Annotated in this window: 18 protein-coding genes; 10 read left to right on the forward strand and 8 right to left on the reverse strand. The window is 73.6% G+C overall.

Annotation, left to right across the window (positions count from 1 at the left end):
- Positions 1-61: 61 nt before the first annotated feature.
- The 3 genes from ACIGHB_RS15505 to ACIGHB_RS15515 all read right to left on the reverse strand — a co-directional run bounded on the left by ACIGHB_RS15505 (position 62) and on the right by ACIGHB_RS15515 (position 4,877).
- Entirely contained in the window at positions 62-1,300 is a 1,239-nt protein-coding gene (locus ACIGHB_RS15505; RefSeq protein ID WP_360314844.1) for a branched-chain amino acid ABC transporter substrate-binding protein, read from the reverse strand.
- Positions 1,301-2,021: 721 nt separating this feature from the next.
- Positions 2,022-2,525, reverse strand: coding sequence for a hotdog fold thioesterase (locus ACIGHB_RS15510; RefSeq protein ID WP_360314842.1), 504 nt, complete (start codon positions 2,523-2,525; stop codon positions 2,022-2,024).
- Between the two features lie 63 nt (positions 2,526-2,588).
- Positions 2,589-4,877: an FdhF/YdeP family oxidoreductase gene (locus ACIGHB_RS15515; RefSeq protein ID WP_399913330.1), complete on the reverse strand. Its 2,289-nt coding sequence runs from the start codon at positions 4,875-4,877 to the stop codon at positions 2,589-2,591.
- A 122-nt stretch (positions 4,878-4,999) separates the two neighbouring features.
- On the opposite strand from ACIGHB_RS15515, the gene polA reads away from it, so the two are divergent.
- The gene (polA, locus tag ACIGHB_RS15520; protein ID WP_399913333.1) at positions 5,000-7,711 is read left to right on the forward strand and encodes a DNA polymerase I; all 2,712 of its coding nucleotides are present in this window, start codon (positions 5,000-5,002) and stop codon (positions 7,709-7,711) included.
- A 150-nt stretch (positions 7,712-7,861) separates the two neighbouring features.
- On the opposite strand, the gene ACIGHB_RS15525 is transcribed toward polA, so the two are convergent.
- Positions 7,862-8,788, reverse strand: a complete 927-nt coding sequence (locus ACIGHB_RS15525; RefSeq protein ID WP_399913336.1) for a DUF4184 family protein — start codon at positions 8,786-8,788, stop codon at positions 7,862-7,864.
- Positions 8,789-9,110: 322 nt separating this feature from the next.
- Here ACIGHB_RS15525 and ACIGHB_RS15530 point away from each other — a divergent pair, with 322 nt between their 5' ends.
- The 3 genes from ACIGHB_RS15530 (at position 9,111) to ACIGHB_RS15540 (ending at position 12,351) form a co-directional block, all read left to right on the forward strand.
- Positions 9,111-11,048 (forward strand): lytic murein transglycosylase, encoded by a 1,938-nt coding sequence (locus ACIGHB_RS15530; RefSeq protein ID WP_399913339.1) that lies wholly within the window; start codon positions 9,111-9,113, stop codon positions 11,046-11,048.
- Between the two features lie 166 nt (positions 11,049-11,214).
- Entirely contained in the window at positions 11,215-11,355 is a 141-nt protein-coding gene (locus ACIGHB_RS15535; RefSeq protein WP_360314832.1) for an SPW_0924 family protein, read from the forward strand.
- 12 nt (positions 11,356-11,367) lie between these two features.
- Positions 11,368-12,351, forward strand: coding sequence for a DUF3068 domain-containing protein (locus ACIGHB_RS15540; RefSeq protein WP_399913342.1), 984 nt, complete (start codon positions 11,368-11,370; stop codon positions 12,349-12,351).
- Here the strand turns inward: ACIGHB_RS15540 and hrpB are convergent.
- A complete protein-coding gene (gene hrpB, locus ACIGHB_RS15545) occupies positions 12,335-14,893 on the reverse strand; it encodes an ATP-dependent helicase HrpB (protein WP_399913345.1) in 2,559 nt (852 codons plus the stop codon). The two genes, ACIGHB_RS15540 and hrpB, sit on opposite strands and share 17 nt — an antisense overlap.
- Before the next feature lie 92 nt (positions 14,894-14,985).
- Positions 14,986-15,825, reverse strand: a complete 840-nt coding sequence (locus ACIGHB_RS15550; RefSeq protein WP_399913348.1) for a class I SAM-dependent methyltransferase — start codon at positions 15,823-15,825, stop codon at positions 14,986-14,988.
- Between the two features lie 344 nt (positions 15,826-16,169).
- Here ACIGHB_RS15550 and rpsA point away from each other — a divergent pair, with 344 nt between their 5' ends.
- The 4 genes from rpsA to ACIGHB_RS15570 all read left to right on the forward strand — a co-directional run bounded on the left by rpsA (position 16,170) and on the right by ACIGHB_RS15570 (position 19,869).
- The gene (rpsA, locus tag ACIGHB_RS15555; RefSeq protein ID WP_031002689.1) at positions 16,170-17,675 is read left to right on the forward strand and encodes a 30S ribosomal protein S1; all 1,506 of its coding nucleotides are present in this window, start codon (positions 16,170-16,172) and stop codon (positions 17,673-17,675) included.
- 193 nt (positions 17,676-17,868) lie between these two features.
- Complete coding sequence (locus tag ACIGHB_RS15560; protein WP_360314824.1) at positions 17,869-18,807, forward strand: PAC2 family protein; 939 nt, start codon at positions 17,869-17,871, stop codon at positions 18,805-18,807.
- 31 nt (positions 18,808-18,838) lie between these two features.
- Entirely contained in the window at positions 18,839-19,444 is a 606-nt protein-coding gene (gene coaE / locus ACIGHB_RS15565; protein ID WP_399913353.1) for a dephospho-CoA kinase, read from the forward strand.
- A gap of 56 nt (positions 19,445-19,500) precedes the next feature.
- On the forward strand, positions 19,501-19,869 hold the full coding sequence (locus ACIGHB_RS15570; protein ID WP_360314820.1) for a tetratricopeptide repeat protein: 369 nt from the start codon (positions 19,501-19,503) through the stop codon (positions 19,867-19,869).
- A gap of 11 nt (positions 19,870-19,880) precedes the next feature.
- On the opposite strand, the gene ACIGHB_RS15575 is transcribed toward ACIGHB_RS15570, so the two are convergent.
- Complete coding sequence (locus ACIGHB_RS15575; RefSeq protein WP_360314818.1) at positions 19,881-20,246, reverse strand: DUF6343 family protein; 366 nt, start codon at positions 20,244-20,246, stop codon at positions 19,881-19,883.
- 85 nt (positions 20,247-20,331) lie between these two features.
- Positions 20,332-20,664, reverse strand: a complete 333-nt coding sequence (locus tag ACIGHB_RS15580) for a hypothetical protein (RefSeq protein ID WP_360314816.1) — start codon at positions 20,662-20,664, stop codon at positions 20,332-20,334.
- Positions 20,665-20,896: 232 nt separating this feature from the next.
- On the opposite strand from ACIGHB_RS15580, the gene ACIGHB_RS15585 reads away from it, so the two are divergent.
- On the forward strand, positions 20,897-23,737 hold the full coding sequence (locus ACIGHB_RS15585) for an SNF2-related protein (RefSeq protein WP_399913358.1): 2,841 nt from the start codon (positions 20,897-20,899) through the stop codon (positions 23,735-23,737).
- A complete protein-coding gene (locus ACIGHB_RS15590; protein WP_399913361.1) occupies positions 23,734-25,014 on the forward strand; it encodes an SWIM zinc finger family protein in 1,281 nt (426 codons plus the stop codon). The genes ACIGHB_RS15585 and ACIGHB_RS15590 overlap by 4 nt, the downstream gene beginning before the upstream one ends.
- Positions 25,015-25,090: the final 76 nt, after the last annotated feature.

The following is a 25,090-nucleotide window of genomic DNA, read 5'->3' on the forward strand; positions in this document are numbered from 1 at the left end:
GCGCGGTGAAAGGTGGTGCTGAGTGGGGTGGAGCTGAGGGTTCAGCTGCCGGAGTGCTCGGTCACTCGCCGAAGGTGCCGGACTTGACCGGGGCGAAGGCGCCGCCCTTGACCTGGTAGGCGGTCAGCTGCTTGTTGGTGGTGTCACCGAACTCGTCGAAGGCGACGGAGCCGGTCACGCCCTCGAAGGAGACGCCCTGCAGGGCGTCGACGACCTTGGAGCGGGCGTCCTCGGGGAGCTTGCCGCCGTTGCCGTCGACGACCTTCTTGACGGCCTCGATGATCGACCAGGTCGAGTCGTAGGAGTAGCCGCCGTATGCCTCGAAGGCTTCCTTGTAGTTCGCGGCCTTGTAGTTGTCCAGGAACTCCTTGGCGGAGGCGAGGGACTCGATCGGCGCGCCGACGGAGGTGGCGATGTCGCCCTCGGCCGCGGCGGCACCCGCCAGCTTGACGTACTCGGGGGAGAAGAGCGCGTCACCGCCGACGACGGTGACCTTGGCGCCGGCCTCCTTGATCTGCTTGGCCAGCGGGCCGGCGGCCGGGTACTCGCCACCGTAGTAGACGACGTCCGCGCCGGAGCTCTTGACCTGGGTGGCGACCGCGGAGAAGTCCTTGGTCTCGGGGTCGATGTGCTGGGTGCCGACGACCTTGCCGCCGAGCTTCTCCCACTCGCCCTTGAAGGTGCCCGCGAGGCCGGCGCCGTAGGTCTTCTTGTCGTCGATGATGAACGCCTTGGTCTTCTTGGCGTCCTTGAAGACGTACTGGGCCGCGAACGGGCCCTGGATGGCGTCGGTGGTGGCGGTGCGGAAGTACGACTTGTAGCCGCGCTTCTTGTCGCCGGAGGCCCAGTTCGGGCCCTGGGACAGCGCCGGGTTGGTGTTGGCCGGGGAGACCTGCACCAGCTTGGCGTCGTCGAAGACCTTCTGCATCGACTCGGCGACGCCGGAGTTCAGCGGGCCGACCACGCCGAGGACGGTCTTGTCGGCGACCAGCTTGGTGGCGTTCTGCTGGCCGGCGGAGGGCTGGGCCTGGTCGTCCAGGGAGACCAGCTTGAAGGTGACGCCCTTGACGTACTCCTTCTTGTTGGCCGTGTTCACCGCGAGGTCGGCGGAGTTCTTGATGCCGAGGCCGAGGGCCGAGAGCTCGCCGGTGAGCGGGGCGTCGAGACCGATGGTGACGGTCACGCCGCCGTTGCCGGAGCCGCCGTCGCCGCCCTTGTCGTCGCGCGAACCGCAGGCGGTGAGAGTGAGTGCTCCCGCGGTGACCGCGGTGGTGAGTATGAGCAACGAACGGTTTCGCACGAAGGGTCCTTTCCCTGGCGCGGCCCCCTCTGCCGAGGCGGTGCCGTGAAGCTGCGGAGCAAAGAGGTGCCGTTGGTGATTGCCGGGCCGTACTGAGTGCTGGTACGTGGCCGTGCAGTAGGTCGCGCCCAGTGGCGCGGTGACTGGCGGTGACTCTAAGCGCAGGTGGGGAGGGTCGGGGAGCGGCGAGGGAAGGATGTGACTGTCTTGTTATGCCGACGGCTCGACGGGGGCTGAGAGGTCCGGGTAAATCCGGGCATAGCGGTCTGTAACACGGTGTTCACATCGTGAGAACGCCCAGTTCCGCTAAGGGGCTTGAGGGAATCTTGGTACTGACGGGAAACTTCGGCGACTCTCCGAATATCGGACGCGGCGCCCGAACTGAGCGGACGGATGTCAAGCTTCGGCCCCTCCTGACCCCCTTCCGTCCGTGATCACGGAGTGTGACGAAAACGGCCCGGGGGCGGGGCGGGCGGACCCCCTGCCGGACCTTTCGGGGGCGGCCGGAACCCACCACTTTCGAACGTACCTCCGAGGCCCACGGGTTGGGAGAGGCTGGCGTGAAAACGACATGCGGGGACGGGAGTTCGCAGTGCGGACGGTGACCGCCCGCGCGGGCGGCGCTCCGGCCCCGCCGCGGAACCCGCGCCCGGGAACGCCACAGGGGGCGGTACGCCTCCGCGTACCGCCCCCTGTGTGAAACCGGCCGACCGGCCCCGGATCAGGCGCCGTTGAGCTTCGCCTGCTCCGGCAGGTTCCCCGCGTCGCCCGGACCGACCTCCCGCAGCATGCACGTGAGGCGGGCCGAGCAGACCCGGCGGCCCTGCTCGTCGCTGATGACGATCTCGTACGTCGCCGTGGACCGGCCCCGGTGCACGGGGGTCGCCACGCCGGTCACCAGACCGCTCCGCGCCCCACGGTGATGGGTGCAGTTCAGGTCCACGCCGACCGCGATCTTCGACGAGCCGCCGTGCAGCATGGAGCCGATCGAGCCGAGGGTCTCCGCGAGCACCGCCGAGGCGCCGCCGTGCAGCAGCCCGTACGGCTGGGTGTTCCCCTCGACCGGCATGGTGCCGACGACCTTCTCCGCCGACGCCTCCAGGATCTGGACGCCCATCCGGTTCCCCAGATGCCCCGCCGAGAACAGCGCCGGCAGATCCACGCCGAGCGCGGCGTACTCGTCGATGACCTCCTGCGGGAACTTCACGTGCTGCTGCTCACCCATGGCCCGGCTCCGTTCGTCGTCGTACGGCTGATCCTTCCCGTCCGCCGAGAGCTGAGCAAGCGCTTAGGCGGACGGTCGCGGTGATTCTTCCAGACGCACGACGACGGACTTGCTCGCGGGGGTGTTGCTGACGTCGGCCGTCGACTCCAGCGGCACCAGCACGTTCGTCTCCGGGTAGTACGCCGCCGCGCAGCCCCGGGCCGTCGGGTAGTGCACCACCCGGAAACCGGGCGCGCGCCGCTCGACACCGTCCGACCACTCGCTCACCAGATCCGCGTACGCCCCGTCCGCGAACCCCAGCGCCGCCGCGTCCGACGGATGCACCAGCACCACCCGGCGCCCGCCCCGGATCCCCCGGTAGCGGTCGTCCAGACCGTAGATCGTGGTGTTGTACTGATCGTGCGAGCGGAGCGTCTGGAGCAGCAGCCGCCCCTCGGGCACCCTCGGGTACTCCACCGGCGCCGCCGTGAAATTGGCCTTGCCGGTCTTCGTCGGGAAGCGCCGCTCGTCCCGCGGCGCGTGCGGCAGCGCGAAACCGCCCGGGTCCGCCGCGAGCCGCGCGTTGAAGTCCTGGAAACCGGGCACCACGCGCGCGATCCGGTCCCGCACCGCCGCGTAGTCCGCCTCGAACGCCTCCCACGGCGTCGCCGACCCCGCGCCGAGCACCGCCCGCGCCATCCGTGCCACGATCGCCGGCTCGGAGAGCAGGTGCGGGCCCGCCGGCGGCAGAGTGCCGCGCGAGGCGTGCACCAGGCCCATCGAGTCCTCGACCGTCACGAACTGGCGCCCGCTCTTCTGCACGTCCTTGTCGGTGCGCCCCAGCGTCGGCAGGATCAGCGCCCGCCGGCCGGTCACCGCGTGCGAGCGGTTCAGCTTCGTCGACACGTGCACGGTCAGCCGGGCGTTGCGCATCGCCGCCTCCGTGACCTCGGTGTCGGGGGTCGCGCCGACGAAGTTCCCGCCCATCGCGAAGAAGACCTTCGCCTCGCCGTCCCGCAGCGCCTGGATCGACCGCACCACGTCGAAGCCGTGGTGGCGCGGCGAGACGATCCCGAACTCCTTGTCCAGCGCGTCGAGGAAGGCCGGGGCCGGGCGCTCGAAGATGCCCATCGTCCGGTCGCCCTGCACGTTCGAATGCCCGCGCACCGGGCAGACGCCCGCCCCGGGCCGCCCGATGTTCCCCCGGAGCAGCAGCAGGTTGACCACCTCGCGGATGGTCGGCACGGAGTGCTTGTGCTGGGTCAGGCCCATCGCCCAGCAGACGATCGTCCGCTCCGAGGCCAGCACCAGCTCCAGGGCCCGCTCGATCTCCTCGCGGGACAGCCCGGTCGCCGCGAGGGTCTCCGCCCAGTCGGCCTCCCCGGCCGCCGCCGCGAACTCCTCGAACCCGTGGGTGTGCTCCCGTACGAACTCCTCGTCGACCGCCCCGGGCGTGTCGAGGACCAGCTTGTTCAGCAGCCGGAAGAGGGCCTGGTCGCCGCCGATCCGGATCTGGAGGAAGAGATCGGTGAGCGCCGCCCCGCGCAGCATGCCCCGCGGGGTCTGCGGGTTCTTGAACCGCTCCAGGCCCGCCTCCGGCAGCGGGTTCACCGAGATGATCCGCGCCCCGGACGCCTTCGCCTTCTCCAGCGCCGACAGCATCCGCGGGTGGTTGGTGCCCGGGTTCTGCCCGGCCACGATGATCAGGTCCGCCCGGTGCAGGTCCTCCAGGGACACGCTGCCCTTGCCGATGCCGATCGTCTCGGTCAGCGCCGAGCCCGAGGACTCGTGACACATGTTGGAGCAGTCCGGCAGGTTGTTGGTGCCGAACTCGCGCGCGAAGAGCTGGAGCAGGAACGCGGCCTCGTTGCTGGTCCGGCCCGAGGTGTAGAAGAGCGCCTCGTCGGGGGAGGAGAGCGCGGTCAGCTCCTCCGCGATGATCGCGAAGGCCCGCTCCCAGCTCACCGGCTCGTAGCGGTCGCCGCCCTCCGGCAGGTACACGGGCTCGGTGATCCGGCCCTGCTGCCCCAGCCAGTACCCGCTCTTCTCCGCCAGTGCCGCCACCGGGTGCGCGGCGAAGAACTCCGGGGTCACCCGCCGCAGCGTCGCCTCCTCGGCGACCGCCTTCGCCCCGTTCTCGCAGAACTCGGCCAGGTGCCGCTTGTCGCCCTCCGGCCAGGCGCAGCCCGGACAGTCGAAGCCGTCCTTCTGGTTGACCCTGAGCAGCGTCCGGGCCGTCCGCACGGCACCCATCTGCTCCTGGGCGATCCGCAGGGTGTGCCCGATGGCGGGCAGGCCCGCGGCGGCGTGCTGCGGCGGTGTGACCTGCGGCGCGTCCTGGACCGGGTCGCCCGCCGGCGGCTTGCTGACCATCGCGCTCTCCCTTGAGCGATCGACCTGTGGCGTACGTCTCCGATCCTGTCACGCGGCACCGACAGCCCGGCACCCCGACCGGTGTGGAAGGGATTGTCGGTGGTCCGTGGCAGGATCGTCGTGTGGCCGAGACAGCATCGAAGAACCCCGCAGACACCCGCCCCCGCCTGCTCCTCATGGACGGGCACTCGCTCGCGTACCGGGCGTTCTTCGCGCTGCCCGCGGAGAACTTCACCACCGCGACCGGGCAGCCGACGAACGCGATCTACGGCTTCGCGTCGATGCTGGCGAACACCCTGCGCGACGAGGCGCCCACGCACTTCGCCGTCGCCTTCGACGTGTCCCGCAAGACCTGGCGCTCGCAGGAGTTCCCCGAGTACAAGGCGAACCGCTCGAAGACCCCCGACGAGTTCAAGGGGCAGGTCGAGCTGATCGGCGAACTCCTCGACGCGATGAACGCGCCGCGGTTCGCCGTCGACGGCTTCGAGGCCGACGACATCATCGCCACCCTCGCCACCCAGGCCGAGGCCGCCGGCTTCGAGGTCCTCATCGTCACCGGCGACCGCGACTCCTTCCAGCTGGTCTCCGACCACACCACCGTGCTCTACCCGACCAAGGGCGTCTCCGAGCTGACCCGCTTCACCCCGGAGAAGGTCCAGGAGAAGTACGGCCTCACCCCGTCCCAGTACCCCGACTTCGCCGCCCTGCGCGGCGACCCGTCCGACAACCTCCCGGGCATCCCCGGCGTCGGCGAGAAGACCGCCGCCAAGTGGATCAACCAGTTCGGGTCCTTCGCCGAGCTGGTCGAGCGCGCCGAGGAGATCAAGGGCAAGGCCGGGCAGAACTTCCGGGACCACCTGGAGTCCGTCAAGCTCAACCGCGTCCTCACCGAGATGGTCCGGGACGTCGAGCTGCCCAGGACCGTCGCCGACCTCGCCCGCGAGCCGTACGACCGCAAGGCCGTCGCCCTCGTCCTGGACACCCTGGAGATCCGCAACCCCTCGCTGCGCGAGCGGCTCCTCGCCGTCGACCCCGGCGCCGCCGAGGAGACCGCCCCGGCCCCCGCCCCCGGCGTCGAGCTCGACTTCACCGTCCTCGGCTCCGGCGAGCTCGCCCCCTGGCTGGCCGCCCACGGCGAGCGGCCCCTCGGCGTCGCCACCGTCGACAGCTGGGCGCTGGGCACCGGCAGCGTCTCCGAGGTCGCCCTGGCCGGCGCCGGCGGCGAGGCCGCCTGGTTCGACCCCAGCGAGCTGGACGAGGCCGACGAGCGGGCCTGGACCGCCTGGATCTCCGACCCGGAGCGCCCCAAGGTCCTGCACAACGCCAAGGGCGCGCTGCGGGTCTTCCCCGAGCACGGCTGGAGCGTCGCCGGCGTCACCATGGACACCGCGCTCGCCGCCTACCTGGTCAAGCCCGGCCGCCGCTCCTTCGCCCTGGACGCGCTCTCCCTGGAGTACCTCGGCCGGGAGCTCGCCCCCGCCGCCGCCTCCGAGGGCCAGCTCGCCTTCGGCGCCGAGGACCACGCCGAGGCCGAGGCCCTGATGACGCAGGCCCGGGCCGTCCTCGACCTGGGCACCGCCTTCGAGTCCAAGCTCGACGAGGTCGGCGCCCGCGGCCTCCTGCACGACGTGGAGCTGCCCACCTCGGTCCTCCTCGCCCGGCTGGAGCGCCACGGCATCGCCGCCGACCGCGACCACCTGGAGGCGATGGAGCAGCAGTTCGCCGGGGCCGTCCAGCAGGCCGTCAAGGAGGCCCACGCCTCCGTCGGGCACGAGTTCAACCTCGGCTCGCCCAAGCAGCTCCAGGAGGTCTTCTTCGGCGAGCTCAACCTCCCGAAGACCAAGAAGACCAAGACCGGCTACACCACCGACGCCGACGCGCTCGCCTGGCTGGCCGGCCAGACCGAGCACGAGCTGCCGGTCATCATGCTCCGCCACCGCGAGCAGGCCCGGCTGCGCTCCACCGTCGAGGGCCTGATCAAGACGATCGCCGCCGACGGCCGGATCCACACCACCTTCAGCCAGACCGTCGCCGCCACCGGCCGCCTCTCCTCCACCGACCCCAACCTGCAGAACGTGCCGGTGCGGACGGACGAGGGCCGCGCCATCCGGCACGGCTTCGTCGTCGGCGAGGGCTTCGAGTCGCTGATGACCGCCGACTACAGCCAGATCGAGCTGCGCGTCATGGCCCACCTCTCCGAGGACGAGGGCCTGATCGAGGCGTTCACCTCCGGCGAGGACCTGCACACCACCGTCGCCTCCCAGGTCTTCGGCGTCGAGCGGTCCGCCGTCGACGCCGAGATGCGCCGCAAGATCAAGGCCATGTCGTACGGCCTCGCCTACGGCCTCTCCGCCTTCGGTCTCTCGCAGCAGCTGAACATCGATCCGGGCGAGGCCCGCGGCCTGATGGACACCTACTTCGAGCGCTTCGGCGGCGTCCGCGACTACCTGCGCCGGGTCGTCGACGAGGCCCGCGCCACCGGTTACACCGAGACCATGCTCGGTCGCCGCCGGTACCTGCCGGACCTCAACAGCGACAACCGCCAGCGCCGTGAGGCCGCCGAGCGGATGGCGCTCAACGCCCCGATCCAGGGCACCGCCGCCGACATCGTCAAGGTCGCCATGCTCAAGGTCGACCAGGCGCTCGGCGAGGCGGGCCTCGCCTCCCGGATGCTCCTCCAGGTCCACGACGAAATCGTCCTGGAGATCGCCCCCGGCGAGCGCGAGCGGGTGGAGGCGCTGGTCCGCGAGCAGATGTCGGCCGCCGCCGACCTCCGCGCCCCGCTCGACGTCTCCGTCGGCGTCGGCCCGGACTGGGACTCGGCGGCGCACTGACCCCGCCCGCCCCACCGGTGGCCGCACCCCCTCGCGGGGGCGCGGCCACCGGCGTGTGCGGCGCCGATTCCGGGCGCGGGCCATCGGCGTGTGCGGCGCCGATTCCGGGCGCGAGGCTAATCGGTTTCCGGGCGCGGGGGCATCGGGGGGTCAGCGAACACCCGGGCGGGAGTGCTCCGTACGGCCGTCCGGAGTCCCCGCCCCGGTCGCCCCGGTCGCCCCGGCTGCCTCGACCGGCCCGGCCGTTTCCGGTCCGGGGGCGGGCACCGGCCCCCGGCCTCGCAGCCGGGCCGCCGCCCCGTACAGCAGGAGCCCCGCGACGAGCCCCGCGCCCGCCCCGAAGCAGGCGGTCGGGATGATGTCGAGCGGGTTCTCGATCCGGTCCCAGCCCCAGTACGCCGCCCAGCGCAGCACCCGGTGCGCGATCCCGGCCAGGACGCACCCCCCGATCAGCAGCAGCGCCGCCCGCCGCCCGCGCCGGCCCGGCACCCGTACCTCCGGAGGCGTTTCCGTCCCGGCCGGCACCGACCGCACCGCCCGGACCGCGAACCAGCCGAGCAGGGCCAGCGCCAGCGCCGAACCCCCGTACTGCGCGTACGTGTAGACCGGGAACCCGGCCACCACCCCGGCCAGGAAGGGCAGCGTCCGCGTCCCCCAGCGGTCGATGTGGGTGAAGGTGTCCCAGACGACGTGCGTGGTCGCGCCGAGCGCCGCCGACACGGCGAACCAGACCGCGAGCCCGGCCGGCCGCCGCTCCCGCCACGGCCGGCCGCGCACGACGGCGTACACCCGCCCGCGCCACCGCTCCGGCAGCAGCCCCGCCAGCGGCTCACGGACCGTCAGCCAGAGCCCCACCAGGACGGCGGCGATGACCACGTCGACGGTGACGAGCCCCACGGGGGAGTGGGTCACGTCCCCGAACGCCATCGCCTCCGGCACCACCGTCGCCGCGAAGTAGGTGAGGTCCGGGGCGAAGCTGCCGGCGACCAGGGCGGAGGCGACCAGCGGGCCGCGCGCCGTCCCGTTCCGCCGGAGCACCGGCAGGACGGCGGCGGCGTGGCTCAGGGTGAAGGGCACTGGAGGAACCTCCTGGTCGTACGGATGATCGGCCCGCATGGAGCTAGAGGGCGCGCGCCGCCGGGACGGTTCCCGCGACGGCCCGGATCAGGGGGCGGACCCGGGGCGGGACAGGGACGGGACAGGGACGGGATCGGGGCGGGACCCGGGGGTCGACTCCGGAGTGCGGACCTCCGTGTCCGGCCGCCGGGAGGCCAAGGGGTGACGAAAGCGTGAAACTCGGTCAGGCCCTGGTGTTCCGTGATACGGACATCGCATAGGGTCGCCTGAGGCCACGCGCGGGGAGCGTGCGGCCGTAGTCGACTGGGGAGGGGAGCACGGTATGGCAGAGCAGTTCGGCCGCCGTCTGCGCAGGGGGGCCACGAGCGGAGCGATCGTGGCCGCCGCGGTCGCGGCGCTGGCCGCTTCGCAGGGACCGGGAGCCATCGCGCCGCCGGCCGACAGCCTCAACGGCGACCACGCCGTCGGCGCCGGCGACTCCACCTCCCCGGCCGGAGGCATGGACGGCGGTTCGGCGACCGGCGACTCGCCGTACTACACCGAGCTGCCGCCGCTGAAGCCGCCGAACGTGCGCGGCATGCCCACCGCCCCGCAGGTGCCGGTCGTCACCGGCCCCGCCGAGGCCGGCATACCCGCGACCGTCCTCGCCGCCTACCGCCGCGCCGAGGCGTCGGTCCGCGCCACCGACCCCGCCTGCAACCTGCCGTGGCAACTCCTCGCCGGCATAGGCAAGGTCGAGTCCGGGCAGGCCAGTGGTGGCCGCGTCGACGGCAACGGCACGACCCTCACCCCGATCCTCGGCCCCGCGCTCAACGGCGTCGGCTTCGCCGATATCTCGGACACCGACGACGGCGCCTTCGACGGCGACACCACCCACGACCGTGCCGTCGGCCCCATGCAGTTCATCCCGTCCACCTGGGCCTCCTGGGGCCAGGACGCCAACGGCGACGGGAAGAAGGACCCCAACAACATCTACGACGCCGCTCAGGCGGCGGGCATGTACCTGTGCGCCGGCGGCCGGAACCTCGCCATCAAGGCCGACCTCGACCGGGCGATCCTCAGCTACAACCGCTCGACGGAGTATCTGACCACCGTCCTCTCCTGGTTCGAGTACTACGGGCGCGGCGCCCACACCGTCCCGGACGGCACCGGGGTGCTTCCGGTCGACCGCAGCGACCGGACCCGTCCCGGCGGGACGACCCGCCCGACGGATCCCACCTCGCCGAGCTCGCCCTCCCCGGGCGTCACGCCCTCGCCGGACAAGCCGTCGCCGAGGCCCAACGACACGACGAAGCCGACCACGCCGTCGAAGCCGGCCACGCCGTCGAAGCCGGCCACGCCCTCGAAGCCGGCCACGCCGTCCAAGCCGTCCAAGCCCACCGAGCCGACGAAGCCGCCCACCACGAACCCGGAGACCCGGCCGCCCGCCAAGCCCGTCGAGGTCCCGCCGACCGTCCGGGTCGCGCGACTCAAGGCCGGCCCGGCGGTGCTGACCGCGGTCACCGAGAGCACCTTCGCCGAGGCCGCCTCGGTCACCGCCGTGGACGCCTCGGGCCGCCCGGTCGCCGGCGTCAGCGTCCGCTTCGAGCTTCCCGGCACCACCGACACCCGCTTCCCCGCCGGTGCCACCACGGTCACCGTCACCTCGGACGCCAAGGGCGTCGCGAAGGCCCCCGCCCTCCGCGCCGGTGAGAAGGCCGAGCCCTTCACCATCCGCGCCACCGTCCCCGGCCGCTCCCTGCCGCCCGCCGAACTGAAGGCCACCGTCGAGGTCCGCAAGGCCGACGCCCTCGCCCGCGTCGGCGACACCGCCCTGACCGCCGAGACCGGCGCGGGCTACGCCCCCGTCACGGTCGAGGCCCGCCTCGGCGGCGCGCTCGCCCCCGGCGTCGCCGTCACCGCGGTGGTCACCGACTCGGCGGACTCCCAGGCGCAGAGCACCGACGGGCCCTCCTTCGGCAAGGACGCGGCGGGCAACCCGATCCGCACCAAGGTCCTGAAGACCGACGCCCAGGGCCGGCTGTCGATCAAGGACCTGGTGGCGGGCGCCAAGGCCGGCGAGTACAGCCTCCTGCTCACGTCGCCCGGCAACGGCACGGTCAGGCTGAAGCTCACCGTCACCGCCCCGGCCTCCACCGAACCGCCCGTCACCACGCCCCCGACCACCGACCCGGGGACCGCACCCACCGCCGGCCCGTCGCCGACCGCCTCCGGCTCCGCCTCGGCCTCGCCCGCCACGAGCCCGACGCCCACCGGCTGATCCCCGCCGCTCGGCTCCTCCGCGCCGCCCCCGCCGCGTCCCTCCCGGGACGCCGGGGGCGGCGCTCGTTTCGGTCCGGCCCCCGCGAGCTGTTCTCATCTCACGGTCGCGTTGCTACGGTGCCCCCGCCCTGACGACCCATCAGATCACTTGCCGGGAGGCCGACATGCGCGCCCTGGTCGCCGCAGCCATCGGACTCGTACCCGTCCTGCTCTTCGTTCTGCTCCTCTCCGTGGTCGACCTGCCGCCCGACGGCCCCACCTCGCCCAGACCCCTGCTCACCGCCGACCCCGGCCCGAAGAAGTAGGGAGCCGCCACCGTGCGCCGCCGAGCCAGCCTCGTCCTCCTCTCCCTCGCGGTCTTCCTCGCCGCCATGGCCCCCACCCTGCGCTGGTACGCCTTCCCCCGGCTGGCCAAGATCCCGCCGAACCAGTACCAGGAGGTCGTCATGGAGGCCCGCCCCGCGACCCTCCTCGACTACGGCACCCTCAAGGCCCGCGAGGTCGAGAAGATCACGATCGTGCAGACGCTCAAGGGCAACGTGGAGGAGTCGAAGCGGATCGAGCGCGGCACCGACCGCGACGTCGTCGTCTGGGACGGCCTCTCCTACGTCATGGGCCCCGACGGCAAGATGGTGTCCAAGATCCCCGAGCGGTACGTCTTCGACGCCCACACCCAGGACCCCGTGAACGTGCCCGGCGCGATGGTCGACGGCGACCCGGTCCAGCGCGAGGGCATCGAGTACAAGTGGCCCTTCCTCACCGAGAAGCGCGACTACCTCTACTTCGACGCCCAGACCCGCACCTCGTCCCCCATCCACTACGCGGGGACCCGCACCTTCCGCGGCCTGGAGGTCTACTACTACGAGCAGACCATCCCCTGGACCCAGGTGCCCATGCCCAAGACCATGCCGGTCGAGGGCATCACCCCCGAGGTCATCGCGCAGATGGGCCTCACCCGCTGGTACACCACCAAGCGGATGTTCTGGGTCGAGCCCGTCACCGGAGCCCCGGTCAACGGCGAGGAGATCCACAAGGAGGAGCTCCGCGGCGCCAAGGCCCTGACAGGCTCCGACACCGTCACCGTCTTCGCCGGCCACGTGAGGATGCGCGAGGACTACATCGCCGACACCGTCGAGCTGGTCTCCGCCAACCGCACCACCGTCCTCCTCCTCGTCTCCCGGCTCCCGTGGACGTTCGCCGCCCTCGCCCTCCTCCTGCTCGCCCTCGCGCTCTGGCTGGAGCACCGCTCCCGCCGGCCCGCCCCCGCGGCCGCCCCCGCGGCCGTCACCCCTCCCGTCTGAGCCGCGCGCTCGTGTGCCGGGTCGGCACCGCGACCGCCGGATCCTCCGGCCACGGATGCTTCGGATACCGGCCCCGCAGTTCCGCCCGCACCGCCCGGTAGCCGTCCCGCCAGAACGAGGCCAGATCGGCGGTGACGGCCGCCGGCCGCCCGGCGGGGGAGAGCAGGTGCACCAGCACCGGAACCCCCGCCACCCTCGGCGTCTCGGCGAGACCGAACATCTCCTGGAGCTTCACCGCCAGCACCGGCCGCCCCTCCCCGTACGCCACCCGGATCCGCGAACCGCTCGGCACCTCGATCCGCTCCGGCGCCAGCTCGTCGAGCCGCCCCGCCTCGCCCGACGCCCACGGCAGCAGCCGCCGCAGCGCCTCACCCGCGTCGATCCGCCCCAGATCCGCCCGCCGCGCCGCCCGCGACAGCTCCGGCTCCAGCCACTCCTCCGCCCGCTCCACCAGCGCCTCCTCCGTCACCTCCGGCCATGCCCCGCCGACGGCCCCGCGCAGGAAGGCCAGCCGCTCACGCAGCTCCACCGCCTCTCGCCCCCACCGCAGCAGCCCCGTCCCCTCCCGCCGCAGCCCGTCGAGCAGCGCCTCCCGCACCAGCACCGGATCCGCCGCCGCCCCCAGCGGGCGCACCGCCAGCTCCACCGCACCCAGCCGCTCCACGGACCGCGCGACCACGTCGCCGTCCTCCCACCGGACCTCCTCGCCCGCGCTCCGCAGATGCCCCGCCGCCCGCCGGGCCACCGCCTCGTCCACCACCGCCGCCAGCCGCACCCGCGCCGTCGCGTCCCGCGCGGTCCGGTCCGCCACCGCCACCGCCAGCCACGGCGCCGACGCCAGCCCCGAGCCCTCCGCCAGCCGCGCCCCGCTCCCGGACACCATCAGATGCCCGCCCTGCTCCCGGGCCCGCGCCACCCGCTCCGGGAACGCCAGCGCCGTCACCACCCCCGCCACCCGGTCGTCCCCACCCCCGCCGGCCGTGCCGCCGCCCTGCCCGGCATCCGCCGAGGCCGCCGCCCGCTCCAGCCGCCGCACCTCCGCCCGCCAGCGCGCCCCGTACGCGTCTCCGCCCCGACGGGCCTCGCGCCAGGCGGCCGCCAGATCGTCCCCGTACTCCCGGGGCGGCTCCTCGCTCAGCAGCGCCACCACCTCCGCCGCCCGCCGCGCCCCCACCTCGGCCGCCCCGTCCAGGAGCGCCCGCCCGAGCCGCGGATGCAGACCGAGCCGGGCCATCCGCACCCCCCGCACGGTCGCCTTCCCGGCCTCGTCCACCGCCCCGATCGCCCCCAGCACCGAGCGCGCCGCCGCCAGCGCCCCGGCCGGCGGAGGGTCGAGCAGCGCCAGCCCCTCCGCCGCCGGATCGCCCCAGCACGCGGCCCGCAGCGCGAAATCGGCCAGATCCGCGATCCGGATCTCCGGCGCGGGGAACCGCGCCCGGCCACTCTCCTCCGCCGCCGACCAGCACCGGTACACCGTGCCCGGCGCCTCCCGCCCCGACCGCCCCGCCCGCTGGGTCGCCGCCGCGGCCGACACCGGCACCGTCGCCAGCGACCCCAGACCGCGCGCGTGGTCCATCCGGGGCTCCCGGGCGAGACCCGCGTCCACCACCACCCGCACCCCGGGCACGGTCAGGCTCGACTCCGCCACCGACGTCGACAGCACCACCCGCCGCCGCCCACCCGGCCCGGCGCCCCGCAGCACCGCGTCCTGCACCGCCGCCGGAGCCCGCCCGTGCAGCTGGAGCACCTCCGCGTCCACCCCGTCGAGCAGCCCCGCCGTCCGCGCGATCTCCCCGGTGCCGGGCAGGAAGCAGAGGACGTCGCCCTCGTGCCGCGCCAGCGCCTCCCGGACCGTCGCCGCCACGTGCCGCAGCAGCGCCGGATCCACCCAGGTGCCGTGCGCCGGCCGGATCCCCGCGGGCGGCGGCGCGTGGCACACCGCGAACCCGTGCCCCTCGCCCTCGCTCCGCACCACCGGCGCGGGCCCGCCGCCCTCCTGCGAGGTCAGCAACCGCGCCCACGCCTCCGCGTCGCTGGTCGCCGAGGCGGCGACCAGCCCCAGCTCCGGCCGCAGCGCGGCCCGTACGTCCACCAGGAACGCGAGGGCCGTGTCGGCGTCCAGATGCCGCTCGTGACATTCGTCTAGCAGCACCACGTCGACCCCGGCGAGCTCCGGATCCCGCTGGAGCCGCTGGAGCAGGATGCCCGTCGTCACCACCTCGACCCGGGTCGCCGGCCCGGCCCGCCGCTCCCCGCGCACCGCGAAGCCGACCGCACCGGCCGGCCCGCCGACCTCCTCGCCCAGCAGCCACGCCATCCGCGCCGCCGCCGCCCGCACCGCCATCCGCCGCGGCTCCGCCACCAGCACCCGACGCTCCGGCCCGTCCCCTATGAGCCCCGCGAGCGCGAGCGGCACCAGCGTGGTCTTGCCGGTGCCGGGCGGCGCGTGCAGCACCGCCGTGCCGCGCTCGGCGAGCGCGGCCAGCAGCTCGGGAACGGCATGGCGGACGGGAAGCAGATCGAGTGCGTCGTGTCGGATCACGCACTCAGTCTCGTACGCGCAACGAAAAGGGCGGGCCGCGTTGTCCACAGGCCCGCCCATAAGTACGACCGGATTATGTATGAGGAACGCGATCAGTCCTCGCGTACACACACGAAGATCGCCGTGCCCGGGATCAGATTCCCCCGCAGTGGCGACCAGCCTCCCCACTCCTGGCCGTTCCACGCCGGCCACTCCGGCTCGACCAGGTCCACCAGCCGGAAGCCGCCCGCCACCACGTCCCGCACCCGGTCGCCCAGCGTCCGGTGGTGCTCCACGTACACCGCCCACCCCGCCTCGTCCTGCTCGACGTAGGGCGTGCGGTCGAAATAGGAGGCGGCGACCGACAGGCCCTCGGGCCCCGGCTCGTCAGGGAAGGCCCAGCGGATCGGGTGCGTCACCGAGAACACCCAGCGCCCGCCCGGCCGCAGCACCCGCCGCACCTCGCGGAAGACCCGCACCGGATCGGCCACGAACGGCACCGCCCCGTACGCGGAGCACGCCAGGTCGAAGGAGCCGTCGCGGAACGGCAGCGCCCCCGCGTCCGCCTCCACCAGCGGCACCTCCCCGCCGATCCGCAGCGCGTGCTGGAGCTGCCGGTGCGAGAGGTCGAGCGCCACCGGCCGGGCGCCCTGCGCCGCGAGCCACCGCGAGCACTGCGCCGCGCCCGCGCCGATCTCCAGGACGTCGAGCCCCTTCAGCTCCCGGGCCGGCCCGAGCAGCCCGGCATCGGCCTCGTCCAGGCCCTCAGGACCCCACACGAACCGGTCGTCGCCGAGGAAGGCGCCGTGCTCCGTCTGGTACTCGTCGGCGTTCCGGTCCCACCACCCACGGCTGGCCCGGCTGCTCTCCGCGTCGCCGGCGTCACGCCGGGTCGCCTCCGCCTCCTCCTCGCCCGAGGAGAGGGGATCTTCGTGCTCGTACTCTTGGTTCATCTCGCCCGCCGATGTAGTTTGCGCACAGGTGCCGGCCCCGGCGACCCCCGCCGGGAAGGCGCGGGTGGACACGAGTTGTGCCGGGTTTGCGTGGTTCTGTCCCGGGTGCGCGCTTCGCGCATTGACCCTGTCCGGCCGCCCCCGTATGCTAAAGGTTGCGCTGCGGGCCTGCGCGCCTCAGACGGAGCAGGCCGCGCTCGCACCTGTTGCAGTCCCCTCGGTTTTCGAGGCGCCCCCGGTTCCCGGAAGGCGCTTCATCAGCTGTCTGGCTTCTTCAGTGCGATACGGGCTCTCGGCGTAGCAGTACCTACGACTTTCTGTCCGTAACCGGAGCCCTTTCCCACATGACGAGCAGCACCGAGACCACCGCCACCACCCCGCAGGTTGCGGTCAACGACATCGGTAACGAGGAAGCCTTCCTCGCCGCGATCGACGAGACGATCAAGTACTTCAACGACGGCGACATCGTCGACGGCGTCATCGTGAAGGTCGACCGGGACGAGGTCCTGCTCGACATCGGTTACAAGACCGAAGGTGTCATCCCGAGCCGCGAGCTCTCGATCAAGCACGACGTCGACCCCAACGAGGTCGTCAAGGTCGGCGACGAGATCGAGGCCCTGGTTCTCCAGAAGGAGGACAAGGAAGGCCGCCTGATCCTCTCGAAGAAGCGCGCCCAGTACGAGCGCGCCTGGGGCACCATCGAGAAGATCAAGGAAGAGGACGGCATCGTCACCGGTACCGTCATCGAGGTCGTCAAGGGTGGTCTCATCCTCGACATCGGCCTCCGCGGCTTCCTCCCGGCCTCCCTGGTCGAGATGCGCCGTGTCCGCGACCTCCAGCCCTACGTGGGCAAGGAGCTCGAGGCGAAGATCATCGAGCTGGACAAGAACCGCAACAACGTGGTCCTGTCCCGCCGCGCCTGGCTGGAGCAGACCCAGTCCGAGGTCCGCCAGACCTTCCTCACGACCCTCCAGAAGGGTCAGGTCCGCTCCGGCGTCGTGTCCTCGATCGTCAACTTCGGTGCCTTCGTGGACCTGGGCGGCGTCGACGGTCTCGTCCACGTCTCCGAGCTGTCCTGGAAGCACATCGACCACCCGTCCGAGGTCGTCGAGGTCGGCCAGGAGGTCACCGTCGAGGTTCTCGACGTGGACATGGACCGCGAGCGTGTCTCCCTGTCGCTGAAGGCGACGCAGGAGGACCCGTGGCAGCAGTTCGCCCGTACGCACCAGATCGGCCAGGTCGTCCCCGGCAAGGTCACCAAGCTGGTTCCGTTCGGCGCGTTCGTCCGCGTGGACGAGGGCATCGAGGGTCTGGTCCACATCTCCGAGCTGGCCGAGCGCCACGTGGAGATCCCGGAGCAGGTCGTCCAGGTCAACGACGAGATCTTCGTCAAGGTCATCGACATCGACCTGGAGCGTCGCCGGATCTCGCTGTCCCTGAAGCAGGCCAACGAGTCCTTCGGTGCCGACCCGGCGTCGGTCGAGTTCGACCCGACCCTGTACGGCATGGCCGCGTCCTACGACGACCAGGGCAACTACATCTACCCCGAGGGCTTCGACCCCGAGACCAACGACTGGCTCGAGGGCTACGAGACCCAGCGCGAGGCGTGGGAGGCCCAGTACGCCGAGGCGCAGGCGCGCTTCGAGCAGCACCAGGCCCAGGTCATCAAGTCCCGCGAGGCCGACGAGGCCGCCGCTGCCGAGGGCGCTGCCGCCCCGGCCGCCGGCAACGCCGGTGCGGGCATCTCGGGCGGTTCCTACTCCTCGGAGTCGGACGACAGCGCCGGCGCCCTGGCGTCGGACGAGGCCCTCGCCGCCCTGCGCGAGAAGCTCGCCGGCGGCCAGAGCTGAACGGCTCTCACCGCTGAGCGGCGCTAGCCGCTGAAGCAGCACACCGGGGCCCGCTCCCTCCCGGGGGAGCGGGCCCCGGTCGTATGCCCGGAGCGGGTCACGGGGCCCGGACAACGCCCCCAAGCTCCCCCGGACGGGAATGACCTTGCGCCCCTGGACGTTCTTCCAGGAGACGCGAGGAGGAGCGGTAACCGTGCTTGATCCCCAGGATTTGTACGAGTGGGACGCCAAGGGCCTGGCCGTGGTCGATCTGGCCCTGGCACAGGAGTCGACCGGACTGGTCATGCTGTACCACTTCGACGGCTACATCGACGCGGGGGAGGCCGGTGATCAGATCGTCGAAGGAGTCCTGGACACCCTGCCGAACCAGGTCGTCGCCCGCTTCGACCACGACCGGCTGGTGGACTACCGGGCCCGCCGCCCCCTGCTGACCTTCAAGCGCGACCAGTGGGCCGCCTACGAGACGCCGACCATCGAGGTCCGCCTCGTCCAGGACGCCACCGGCGCCCCCTTCCTCGTCCTCTCCGGCCCCGAGCCGGACGTCGAGTGGGAGCGGTTCGCCGCCGCCGTCGCCCAGATCGTCGAACGCCTCGGCGTACGGCTCGCGGTCAACTTCCACGGCATCCCCATGGGCGTCCCGCACACCCGGCCCGTCGGCCTCACCCCGCACGGCAGCCGCACCGACCTCATGCCCGGCCACCGCAGCCCCTTCGACGAGGCCCAGGTGCCCGGCAGCGCCGAGTCCCTGATCGAGTTCCGGCTCACCGAGGCCGGCTTCGACACCCTCGGCGTCGCCGCCCACGTCCCCCACTACGTGGCCCGCTCCCCCTACCCGGACGCGGCGCTCACCGCCCTGGAGGCCGTCACCGCCGCCACCGGGCTCGTCCTCCCGGGCGTCGCCCACGCGCTGCGCACCGAGGCCCGCCGCACCCAGACCGAGATCGACCGCCAGATCGGCGCGGGCGACGAGGAGCTGGTCGCCCTGGTCCAGGGCCTTGAGCACCAGTACGACGCGATGGCCGGCGCCGAGACCCGCGGCAGCCTGGTCGCCGAACCCGTCGACCTGCCCTCCGCCGACGAACTGGGCCGCGAGTTCGAACGCTTCCTCGCCGAACGGGAGGGCGACGCCTAGCCCGGCGGGGCCGCGCCCTAAGCTGCCGCCCATGCTGAAAGTGGGATTGACCGGCGGAATCGGTGCCGGCAAGAGCGAGGTGTCGCGGCTGCTCGTCTCGTACGGGGCCGTCCTGATCGACGCGGACCGGATCGCCCGCGAGGTCGTCGAACCGAACACGCCGGGACTCGCGGCCGTCGTGGACGCCTTCGGGGCGGACGTCCTCACCGCCGACGGGACGCTGGACCGGCCGAAGCTCGGCTCCATCGTCTTCGCCGACCCGGAGCGGCTGGCCGCCCTCAACGCGATCGTCCACCCGCTCGTCGGGGCCCGGTCGGCCGAGCTGGAGAGCGCGGCGGGCCCCGGGGACGTGGTGATCCACGACGTACCCCTGCTCACCGAGAACGGCCTCGCGCCCCTCTACGACCTCGTGGTCGTCGTGGACGCCTCGCCCGAGACCCAGCTCGACCGGCTGGTACGGCTCCGGGGCATGACCGAGGAGGAGGCCAGGGCCCGTATGGCCGCCCAGGCCGGCCGCGCGGCCCGGCGGGAGATCGCCGACCTCGTGATCGACAACGACGGCCCGCTCGACGCGCTGGAACCGCAGGTGCGGAAGGTCTGGGACGAGCTGGCACGACGGGCCGCGGAGACCGTCTAGACCCCGGGGCACCCCGTCCGGTGTTCCGGACCCGGAACGTGGGAAGGATGCAGTTCATGGCCGAGAGAAATCCGGAGACGCACGTCATCGACTTCCGTGCCGCCGAGCAGCTGCTGGCAGCACGGGACCCGCGTGGTGCCGTGAAACTGCTGGACTCGGTCATCGCCGAGCACCCGGAGAACACCGCCGCCCGCCTCCTGCGGGCCCGGGCCTTCTTCGCCGCGGCCCAGCTGCGCCCCGCGCAGCTGGAGTTCGAGCTGGTCCTGGAGCGCGAGCCCGACAACGCGTTCGCCCACTTCGCGCTCGCCCGCACCCTCCAGCGCTCCGGTCAGGAAGCGCGGGCCACCCGGCACTTCCGGCTGGCCGCCGCGCTCGACCCCCGGCCCGAGTACGTCCGCGCCGCCGGCTTCGAAACCGAGGACTGACCACCGGGGCCTCAGCCGCCCCGGCCGCCGTCCCCGGGCTTCCGGGGCCACCCGGTGCCGTCCTCCGGCTTCCGGGGCCATCCGCCGCGGTCGGCCTCGAACGGACCGCGGGGCCGCCCGTCGCCGTGGTCCGGCTCGTACGGCGGGACGTCCCGGCCCGGCTGCCAGTGCGGGCCCTGCCGCAGATGGCGCAGCACCATCGACATGTCCACGGCGACCACCAGGAACAGCACCCCGCAGGCCACCGCCCAGCCGGGGCGGCCGACCAGCACGAAGACCACCGTGCCGAAGACCGCCCACACCATCCCCCAGGCACTCAGCCAGAACCGCAGCCGCAGCGCGCTGCGCGCGGTGGCCGGTTCGCTCCCGGTACGCATGACGGCGCCCTCTCCCGTCGGATCCCTGTGGGCACTTCCAGCATGGACCCGCCCGGGGGCGAACGGAACGGCGCCGGCCGTCGGCTCAGTGCACGAGGGAGTAGCTGCGCCAGGGCAGGGTGCCCGGCACGATGGAGTCGGCGCTGTTGGTGGGCAGGTAGATCGGTTCCTCGCCCCGGCAGTGCGGGGTCCGGTACAGGATCAGGTCGATCAGGGTGCCGTTCTCGACCCGGGTCGCACCCAGCGGGAGCCGGTGGCAGCCCCTGACCGGCGGGCTCATCACCCGCACCACCTTCTCCCCGCGTGTCTCGTACGTCACGGGGCCGACGGCGGTGCGGCCGAGGCCCGAGCAGCCGGCGACCGTGAGCGTGAGCAGCACGGCCCCGGTGGCGGTCGTGAGACGCCGGCGAGCGGACATGGCGGAACCCCTTCGGTCGGGCGAGCGAGGCGGTCGGCGGCAGCCCCGGAGGCGTGAAAAGCCCTGGTCGTCGCCACCCTCCCGCCCCCGGAGGCCGCTGTCATCCGCTGTTGGGCCGGTCGGGGGACGCCGGGGGGCGGTCGTTGTCGTACCCCGCCCGTAAGGTCGGGGGTACCGGCGGGGAAGCTCCGCGCCGGCCGGACGGATTCCCGGGGGAAGGGAGGGCGGCACCATGACGGAGCGCTGGGCGGCGCGTGCCGCCGTGTTCCTGCCCGCCGCGCTGCCCCGGGACGGCCGGATCGCCCTCTGGTCCCCGGACGGGGCGCCGCTGCCCGCGCCCGACGGGCTCGCCGGGGCGGAGAGCACCCGGATCACCGTCGCCCGCAGGCACGGCACTGGCGCCCGCGGCCGGGAGGTCCCCGCCGTCATCCTGCCGGTGGCCACGGCCCTGCCGCTGCTCGTCGCCGCCCGGCACAGCCCCGCCGCCCACCCCGCCACCGCCTGCTGGGGCGCCGCCGCGCTGCACGCCCTGCACCTGGTCGCCCGGGGCCGGCTGCTGCCCGGCCTCACCGCCGACGACCTGGACGCCTGGCGCGCCGGGCCGCTCGACGCCGAGGACATCGCCCATCTGAGGGCCGTCGCCGCCGCCATGCCGTACGAGGCGCACGCGGTGCCCGTCGCCGGTTCCGGTCCGCTCGGGCTGCCCGATCCGGAGGCGCTCGTGCGGGCCTTCCTGGACGCGGTGGCGGACACCCTGCCGCGTACGCCGGCCGCCGTGCACGCGGTCGGTGCGCCCTTCGCGTCCGCCGCCCCCCAGCACCTCCCCGGGGCCCGCGCGTGGGCCGCCGAGGCCGCCGCCGGCATGGACGCGGGGGTGCGGATCTCGCTGCGGCTCGACCTCTCCGCCGCCGAACTCTTCGACATCGCCGACGAGGCCGAGGGCGGAGCCGAGCGGCGGGCCGCGGCCGCCGTCCTCCAGGTGCACAGCCTCGCCGACCCGACCCTCGTCATCGACGCCGCCGCGCTGTGGGCGGGGGAGGGGGAGCACTTCGGCCCCCGGGCCCGCATCGACGCCCTCCTCGCCCTGCGCCGCGCCGCCCGGATCTGGCCGCCGCTCGGCCGCCTCCTGGAGCGGGACGCGCCCGACGTCCTCGCCGTCACCGAGTCCGAGCTGTACGAGCTGCTGGGCCCCGCCGCCGCCCGGCTCGCCGACGCCGGGGTGGCCCTGCACTGGCCGCGCGACCTGGCACGCTCGCTGAGCGCCTCCGCCGTCGTCCGCCCCGCCCGCTCCGCGCCCGGCTCCGCCACCGACGGCACCAGCTTCTTCGACTCCACCGAACTGCTCCGCTTCGACTGGCAGCTCGCCCTCGACGGCGATCCGCTCACCCAGGGCGAGATGGACCTGCTCGCCGAGGCGCACCGGCCCGTCGTCCGGCTCCGTGACCGCTGGGTCGTCGTCGACCCCGACCTCGTCCGCAAGGCCCGCAAGCGCGAACTGGGCCTGCTGGAACCGGTCGACGCCCTCGCCGCCGCCCTCACCGGCAGCGCCGAGGTCGACGGCGAGACCGTCCCCGCCGTGCCCGTCGGCGCGCTCGCCGTCCTCCGCGACCGGCTCCTCGCCGGTCCCGAGGCCGCCGTGCCCCCGCCCGGTCTCACCGCCACCCTCCGGGACTACCAGCTCCGCGGCCTCGCCTGGCTCGACCTGATGACCTCGCTCGGCCTCGGCGGCTGCCTCGCCGACGACATGGGTCTCGGGAAGACCGTCACCGTGCTCGCCCTCCACCTGCGCCGGGCGCGCCGCGAGCCCACCCTGGTGGTCTGCCCCGCCTCCCTCCTCGGCAACTGGCAGCGGGAGGCGGCCAGATTCGCCCCCGGTGTGCCCGTCCGCCGCTTCCACGGCACCGCGCGGGACCTCGGCGACCTGGACGGCGGCATCGTCCTCACCACCTACGGCACCTTGCGCACCCGTGCCGCGCGGCTCGCCGAGCGGTCCTGGGGGATGATCGTCGCGGACGAGGCGCAGCACGTGAAGAACCCGTTCTCCGCGACCGCGAAGGCGCTCCGGACCATCCCCGCGCCCGCCCGGGTCGCCCTCACCGGCACGCCCGTGGAGAACAACCTCTCCGAACTGTGGGCCATCCTCGACTGGACCACGCCCGGACTCCTGGGCCCGCTGAAGGCGTTCCGCTCCCGCCACGCGCGCGCGGCGGAGAACCACGAGGAGCTGGAGAACGAGGAGGCGGTGGAGCGGCTCGCCCGCCTCGTCCGTCCCTTCCTGCTGCGCCGCCGCAAGTCGGACCCGGGCATCGTCCCCGAGCTGCCGCCCAAGACGGAGTCGGACCATCCGGTGCCGCTCACCCGTGAACAGGCGTCGCTGTACGAGGCGGTGGTCCGCGAGACGCTGGGCCTGATCGAGGCCGCCGAGGGGATGGCCCGGCGCGGTCTGGTGATGAAGCTGCTGACCTCGCTCAAGCAGATCTGCAACCATCCCGCGCAGTACCTCAAGGAGGACGTCCAGGGCCGTGGCACCGCCCGTCTCGCCGGCCGCTCCGGCAAGCTCGCCCTCCTCGACGAGCTCCTCGACACGATCCTCGCCGAAGACGGTTCCGTCCTCGTCTTCACGCAGTACGTGACGATGGCCCGGCTCCTGGCCGACCACCTCACCGCGCGCGGGATCGGCAGCCAACTCCTCCACGGCGGGACGCCGGTGGCCGAGCGGGAGCGGATGGTCGACCGCTTCCAGGCGGGCGAGGTGCCCGTCTTCCTGCTCTCCCTGAAGGCCGCGGGCACCGGCCTCAACCTCACCCGGGCCGGGCACGTCGTCCACTACGACCGCTGGTGGAACCCGGCGGTCGAGGACCAGGCCACCGACCGCGCCTACCGGATCGGCCAGACCCAGCCCGTCCAGGTGCACCGGCTCGTCACCGAGGGCACCGTCGAGGACCGCATCGCCGAACTGCTCCGCGCCAAGAAGGCGCTCGCCGACGCGGTCCTGGGCTCCGGCGAGGCCGCCTTCACCGAACTCACCGACCGCGAACTGGCCGACCTGGTCTCCCTGAGGAGGTCCGCGTGAACCGCCCCGGAGCCCGGGCCGCCCGCCCCGCGCGCGGGGTCGGCCCCCGCCACGACGACCGCCGCCGTACCTTCCCGGCCGTCCCGCCCCGTCGCACCTCCGACGGGAGCTTCGCCGCCACCTGGTGGGGCAACGCCTGGGTGGCCGCCCTGGAGCGCACCGCCCTCGACCCGGCCCGCCTCGCCCGCGGCCGGGCCTACGCGGAGCGCGGCAAGGTCGACGCGATCACCGTCACCCCCGGCCGGGTCGTCGCCTATGTGCACGGCAGCCGGATCCGCCCGTACCGCACCGAGATCCGGATGCGGATCCTCGGGGACGACGGCTGGGAACTCTTCCTCGACGAGGCCGCGGCCCGGCCCGCGCACATGGCCGCCCTCCTGGACAAGGAGGTCCCGCACGCCCTGGAGGCGGTCGAGGGGCTGCTGCCCGCCCCCGGTGACCTGCTGCCCGACTGCTCGTGCCCCGACGACGGCTTCCCGTGCAAGCACGCCGCGGCCCTCTGTTACCAGGCGGCCCGCCTCCTCGACGAGGATCCCTTCGTCCTGTTCCTGATGCGCGGCCGAGGGGAGGGCGAGCTCCTCGCCGAGCTCTCCCGGCGGAACGCGGCCCGGTCCGCCGTCGAGTCCGGTACCACCGTGCCCGTGCTGCCCGCCGTGCCCGCCAGGGACGTGCTCGCCGTCGCCGGGCCGGTACCGCCGCTGCCACCGCCGCTGCCGCTCCCGGACCGGCCCGGCCGCCCCGCGGTCTTCCCGCCGGACCCGCACGCCCCCGACCCCCTCGCGCTGGACCTGCTGGCCGGGGAGGCCGCGGCCCGCGCCCACGCCTTCCTCGCCACCGGGCGCGACCCGGTCGCCGGGCTCACCCCGTGGCAGGACGCGGTCCGGCTCGCCGCCGCCCACCCCGGCTCCGGTCTCACCGTGTCGACCCGCGCCCTCTACCGGGACCTGGCCGACGCGCTCGACCGGACCCCCACCGACCTCGCCCGCGCCGTCGCCGCCTGGCGCCAGGGCGGGGCGGCGGGCCTCGCGGTCCTGGAGGAGCCCTGGGACCCGCCCGCCGGACCGTTCGACCGGGCCAGACCCGCGCTCATCGCCGCCGACTTCCCGGCGTTCCGCCCCTGGCGCAACCGGCTCTCCACCGCGTCGCTCCAGCTCCGGCTGGGCCAGGACGGCCTGTGGTACCCGTACGAATCCGACCGGGGGCGCGAGGACTGGTGGCCGCGCGGTGTCCCCGACGCCGACCCGGTCGGAGCCCTCACCGAACTCCTGGGCCGCTGAGGCGAGTCGGGGCGGCCACTCGAACGGCGCTCCCTCGAAGGAGTGAATCACGCCAACGGCCGGATCCGGCATCCGT

The organism is Streptomyces sp. NPDC085460 (assembly GCF_044541975.1).
In the GTDB taxonomy this organism is placed as follows: domain Bacteria; phylum Actinomycetota; class Actinomycetes; order Streptomycetales; family Streptomycetaceae; genus Streptomyces.

Coding starts and splice junctions, on each gene's coding strand:
- ACIGHB_RS15510 (WP_360314842.1), bottom strand. CDS start 2,525: ATGGGTGAGCAGCAGCACGTGAAGTTCCCGCAGGAGGTCATCGACGAG.
- ACIGHB_RS15515 (WP_399913330.1), bottom strand. CDS start 4,877: ATGGTCAGCAAGCCGCCGGCGGGCGACCCGGTCCAGGACGCGCCGCAG.
- ACIGHB_RS15530 (WP_399913339.1), top strand. CDS start 9,111: ATGGCAGAGCAGTTCGGCCGCCGTCTGCGCAGGGGGGCCACGAGCGGA.
- ACIGHB_RS15535 (WP_360314832.1), top strand. CDS start 11,215: ATGCGCGCCCTGGTCGCCGCAGCCATCGGACTCGTACCCGTCCTGCTC.
- ACIGHB_RS15550 (WP_399913348.1), bottom strand. CDS start 15,825: ATGAACCAAGAGTACGAGCACGAAGATCCCCTCTCCTCGGGCGAGGAG.
- rpsA (WP_031002689.1), top strand. CDS start 16,170: ATGACGAGCAGCACCGAGACCACCGCCACCACCCCGCAGGTTGCGGTC.
- coaE (WP_399913353.1), top strand. CDS start 18,839: ATGCTGAAAGTGGGATTGACCGGCGGAATCGGTGCCGGCAAGAGCGAG.
- ACIGHB_RS15570 (WP_360314820.1), top strand. CDS start 19,501: ATGGCCGAGAGAAATCCGGAGACGCACGTCATCGACTTCCGTGCCGCC.
- ACIGHB_RS15575 (WP_360314818.1), bottom strand. CDS start 20,246: ATGCGTACCGGGAGCGAACCGGCCACCGCGCGCAGCGCGCTGCGGCTG.
- ACIGHB_RS15580 (WP_360314816.1), bottom strand. CDS start 20,664: ATGTCCGCTCGCCGGCGTCTCACGACCGCCACCGGGGCCGTGCTGCTC.
- ACIGHB_RS15585 (WP_399913358.1), top strand. CDS start 20,897: ATGACGGAGCGCTGGGCGGCGCGTGCCGCCGTGTTCCTGCCCGCCGCG.